At 25.1% G+C, this 4,747-nt stretch carries 4 protein-coding genes; 2 read left to right on the forward strand and 2 right to left on the reverse strand.

Going from position 1 to position 4,747, the window contains the following annotated elements; translation table 11 throughout:
* Positions 1-285: 285 nt before the first annotated feature.
* Entirely contained in the window at positions 286-1,671 is a 1,386-nt protein-coding gene (locus Q4E08_RS11460; protein ID WP_303131075.1) for a sensor histidine kinase KdpD, read from the reverse strand.
* A 2-nt stretch (positions 1,672-1,673) separates the two neighbouring features.
* Complete coding sequence (locus tag Q4E08_RS11465; protein WP_303131076.1) at positions 1,674-2,396, reverse strand: response regulator transcription factor; 723 nt, start codon at positions 2,394-2,396, stop codon at positions 1,674-1,676.
* A 323-nt stretch (positions 2,397-2,719) separates the two neighbouring features.
* Between Q4E08_RS11465 and Q4E08_RS11470 the strand changes: the two genes are divergently transcribed.
* On the forward strand, positions 2,720-3,382 hold the full coding sequence (locus tag Q4E08_RS11470; protein WP_303131078.1) for a hypothetical protein: 663 nt from the start codon (positions 2,720-2,722) through the stop codon (positions 3,380-3,382).
* Positions 3,383-3,577: 195 nt separating this feature from the next.
* The coding region (locus Q4E08_RS11475; RefSeq protein WP_303131080.1) for a M20 family metallopeptidase at positions 3,578-4,747 on the forward strand (1,170 nt) is incomplete at its 3' end.

The following is a 4,747-nucleotide window of genomic DNA, read 5'->3' on the forward strand; positions in this document are numbered from 1 at the left end:
TATATAAATAATCTAAAACTTTAACTTAAAATATTAAAATTTCTTATTACCTTAACTTAAAACTTTATAACTTAAAATAAAACTTAATATACACATTAAAATATAAATATTTCTTATTAATATATATAAAAAGAAGCCTTGCAAATTATACAAAGCTTCTTTAATCATCTTTCAAATCTTATACTAATTATAACTATATAATTTAAAAATTTTATTATATTTGATGTTTATGCTAATTATAACTATGTCATTTTAAAATTTCATTATATTTCATTCTAATTATAACTATTTTATCTTAAATTTTATATTTATTTTTAACCCTTCATTTGGTTTACTTTTTGCATAAATTTCTCCATTATGAGCTTTAACTATATCATAAGCTATTGCCATTCCAAGCCCCGAACCCTCTACCTTTTTATTTGTATTTGTTCCCCTATAATATCTTTTGAAAATATTTGTAAGTTCTTCTTCTGAAACACCTTTTCCATTATCACAAACAAAAACTTCTACCTTATCATTTAACTTCTTAATATTTATATTCACCTTTACATCACTATCATTATGAACAAAGGCATTTATTATAATATTTATAAAAACTCTCTTTATTAAGTGCTTATCTAAATCAAGAAATATTTTCTCATCTGAATAAGTAAAATTTATATTCCTATGACTATATTTTTCATCATTTATAATATCTATTATTACATGTCTAATTAAGGATACTATATTTGTTTTTTGCTTATTTAAAACTAAAGTATTGTTTTTAAGCCTTGTTGATAAATTTAAATCTTCAACTAAAGTTTTTATATATTCGCTTTTTCTTATTATAGTGTTACAACACTTCTTCCTAATATAATCATCAATTTCATATTTAGTATCTCCCATTATTTCTGCATTTCCAATAATTGAAGTAAGAGGTGTTTTTATATCATGAGAAATATTTGAAATCCACTCTTCTCTCATATTTTCAAGCTTTTCTCTTTCTTTTTCATTACTTTGAAGCTTGTCCTCTAATCTATTTAAACAATTTTCAACCTCATAATACATTCCGAGCTTAACTTTATCTTTAGAATACTTACCATTATATAAATCTAATATTTTATAAACAATTCTATTTATAGGCTTTGTTATTGTTAAAGTATATAAAAAGCTTATTACAATAAGTAAAATTACATTCATTATAATTAAACTTGGAAACTTATGAGCCTTTTCAATTAAATTTACATCATAAGAATAGTTTACTCTCTTTACTTTATTAGTATCTAAAAATAAAAGATAAGTATATACTTTGTTATTTAAAGTTTTTTCATCTAAAAATAAAGTATTACTTTTATTATTAAAACTATTTATAAGTTCTTTATTTGAATAGCTTTTTAGTGCGTTATTTGGTTTATTATAACTATAAACTTCATTATTATTTTGGTCTAAAACTTGAAGTCCTATATTATTTTCTTTTAAAAATTCAATTCCTGAAGGTTTTACTTCTATATGATTATCATTTGATAAATATAAGTAATCTTTAAATTCTGATATTATCTCTTCTGGATGATAATTGTATAATGCTCCTTCTTTATAAATGCTGTTTCTCATAAAAATTATATTTATTAACACAATAACTGAGCATGCAAGTATAAAAGATGTAGCATAATGAAAAATAAGTTTCCATTTCATTTTTATTCTCCATTCATTACAAACTTATATCCTAAGCCAATTACTGTTGTTATGTACTTTGGCTTTGATGGATTATCTTCAATTTTCATTCTAAGTTTTCTTATATGAACTGTAATTGTATTATCAAACCCAAAAAAGTTTTCTCCCCAAACTTCATTGCAAATCATTTCTTTACTAATTATTCTGTTTGGATTATTAATTAAATATTTAAGTAATTTTAATTCCTTTGCTGTAAATTCTAAAGCTTTTCCATCCTTATAAACTACACTTGTTTCTTCATTTATTTCAACATTACCAAACTTAATAATTTTATTTTCATTTATATTTTTACTTATAGAAATATTATTAAAAGCTTTAAGTCTTGCTTTAAGCCTAAATGCTACTTCTTTAGGACTAAAAGGTTTTGTAATATAATCATCTGCACCAATTGCAAAACCTAATAATCTATCAACTTCTTCTGATTTTGCTGATATAAATAATATTGGAGCTTCGCTTAATTTCCTAATTTCATTAAAAACATCATATCCACTTATATCTGGAAGCATAATATCTAAAAGAACTATATCTGGCTTAACCTTTTTAAATAGTTCTATTCCATCTTCTCCATTATTTGCTACAAAAATATTATTAAAGCCCTCTCTCTTTAATACAGTTTCTAAAATATCAACAATATCTTGTTCATCATCAATTATCAAAACTTTGTATTTTTCAAAAATACTATTCATCTTATCCCCACCCCTTTGTGGTTTAGATTATATCATAAATATTAAGTTTTTAGTAAATTATATTTTATTATTAAATTTAAATTTAAGATGGATTTAAGATGGATTTTATCCTAATTAAATATATAAATAATAAACTAATATCAAAGGGACAAACCTTAATTTTTAAATAGATATTATAAACTAATTAATTTAAATAAAAGTACTTTAAATTTTTTAACGTTACTTTCTTACATATATAATAAAATATTAACTTCAAATTAAAGTGTTTTAATCTATTTAAAAATAATTTAACTACAAATAAATAATTAAGGAGATTAAAATTTATGCAAGCAATTATGGAACCAATTTTTCACGTAGTTTATTTATCTACTGTAATTATTTTAGGAATTATAATGATAAGTAAAACAAAAGATAAATACTTTAGACTTTTTGGAATAATGTCTGTAACTTTAGGTTTTGGTGATTCATTTCACTTAATTCCTAGAATATATGCTCTATTAACTACTGGTCTTGAAAATAATGCAGCAGCATTAGGTTTTGGTAAGTTAGTTACATCAATAACTATGACAATTTTTTATATTATACTTTATAAAATTTTTAAACTTAGATTTGAAATTAAAAACTCAAAAACATTAGATACAACAATGTATTTACTTGCAGGAATTAGAATTATTCTTTGCTTATTCCCTCAAAATGAATGGTTTATATATAATCCTCCAATAAGCTGGGGAATTTATAGAAATATACCTTTTGCAATTATGGGAATTATAATGATTTATCTTTTATACAGTTATGGAAATAAATATAATGATAAAGATTATAAAAATCTTGGAATAGCTGTATTTTTATCTTTTGCATTTTATATTCCAGTTGTACTTTGGGCATCAGAAAATTTCCTTGTTGGAATGCTTATGATACCAAAAACTTTAGCTTATGTTTGGATTGTTTTAATTGGATATAAAGAATTTAAAAAATCCTTAAAATAACTTTCCACCCAAATTTATAGATAAAATAGCAAAATATTTATTTTATCATTAATCTATTAAATTCGCTTATTTTTGAAAAATTTAAGATTTATTTACTCTTTATAGCTTTTGACAATATAAAAGTTTTTAATATATTATAACTTTACAAATATATTAATTTATAAACTTTAAAAGTTTAATGAAAGGATAGATCATATGAATTATTGGATAAGAGCAAAAGAATTAAAAGATGAAATAATTTCATATAGAAGAAATATACACTCAAATGCAGAAATAGGAATGAACCTTCCTTCTACTACTGAATTTGTTATGAAAACATTAAAAAGCTTTGGTTATGAACCAAAACAAATAATAGATAGTGGCGTAGTTGCAACAATTGGAAATGGTAAAGGTCCTTGTATATTACTTAGAGCTGATATGGATGCACTTCCAATGACAGAAGAAAGTGGATTAAGCTTTTGTAGTAAAAATCCTGGTTCTGCTCATACATGCGGTCATGATTTACATGCTGCTATGCTTCTAGGTGCAGCAAAAATGCTAAAAGAAAAGGAAGAAAATATTAATGGTACTATTAAACTAATGTTTCAACCTGGAGAGGAAACCTTCCAAGGGGCAAAGGCTATGATAGAGGCAGGAGTTTTAGAAAATCCTCACGTTGACAGAGCATTATCATTTCATGTTGGTGCAGGAAAAGCTCCAGTAGGAGTTTGTGCATATAATGATAAAGGTGCGTCTTTATTTTCTTCAACAGGATTTAAAATTGATATAAAGGGTAAAGGCTCACACGGTGCAACTCCTCATGAAGCTATTGATTCATTAAACATAGCAGTTCACATTTATTTAGCTCTTCAAGAATTAATTGCAAGAGAAACTAATCCATCAACTCCTGCACTTCTTACTGTTGGTCAGCTTTCAGGAGGTTCTGCAAGTAATATAATTCCTGAAACTACAATGATGCAAGGAACTATGAGAACAGTATCAAAGGAAACAGATGAATATTTAAAAAATAGAATAGTTGAAGTTGCAAAAGGTGTTGCTTCAACATTTAGAGGTGAAGCTACTGTTTCTTGGCTTCCATCAGTTCCACCATTAATAGGAGACCCTGAGTTTACAAGAGAAATGCTTGGATATATGAAGGAACTTGATATTCCTGGCTTTATGCCAGTTGGAGATACTACTGCTAGTGCTTCTGAAGATTTTGCTATTGTATTAAGTCATGTACCTGGAGCTTATATGTTCTTGTCAGCTGGTTTTACAGATAGAGAAAGTTATAGTGGTCATAATCCAAAGGTTTTATTTAATGAAGATGTTCTGCCAGAAGGTGCTGCTTTCTTTGCCCAATGTGCAACTAGATATTTAGAAAAT

It is taken from the genome of Clostridium sp. (assembly GCF_030532265.1).
Classification (GTDB): Bacteria; Bacillota; Clostridia; order Clostridiales; family Clostridiaceae; genus Clostridium.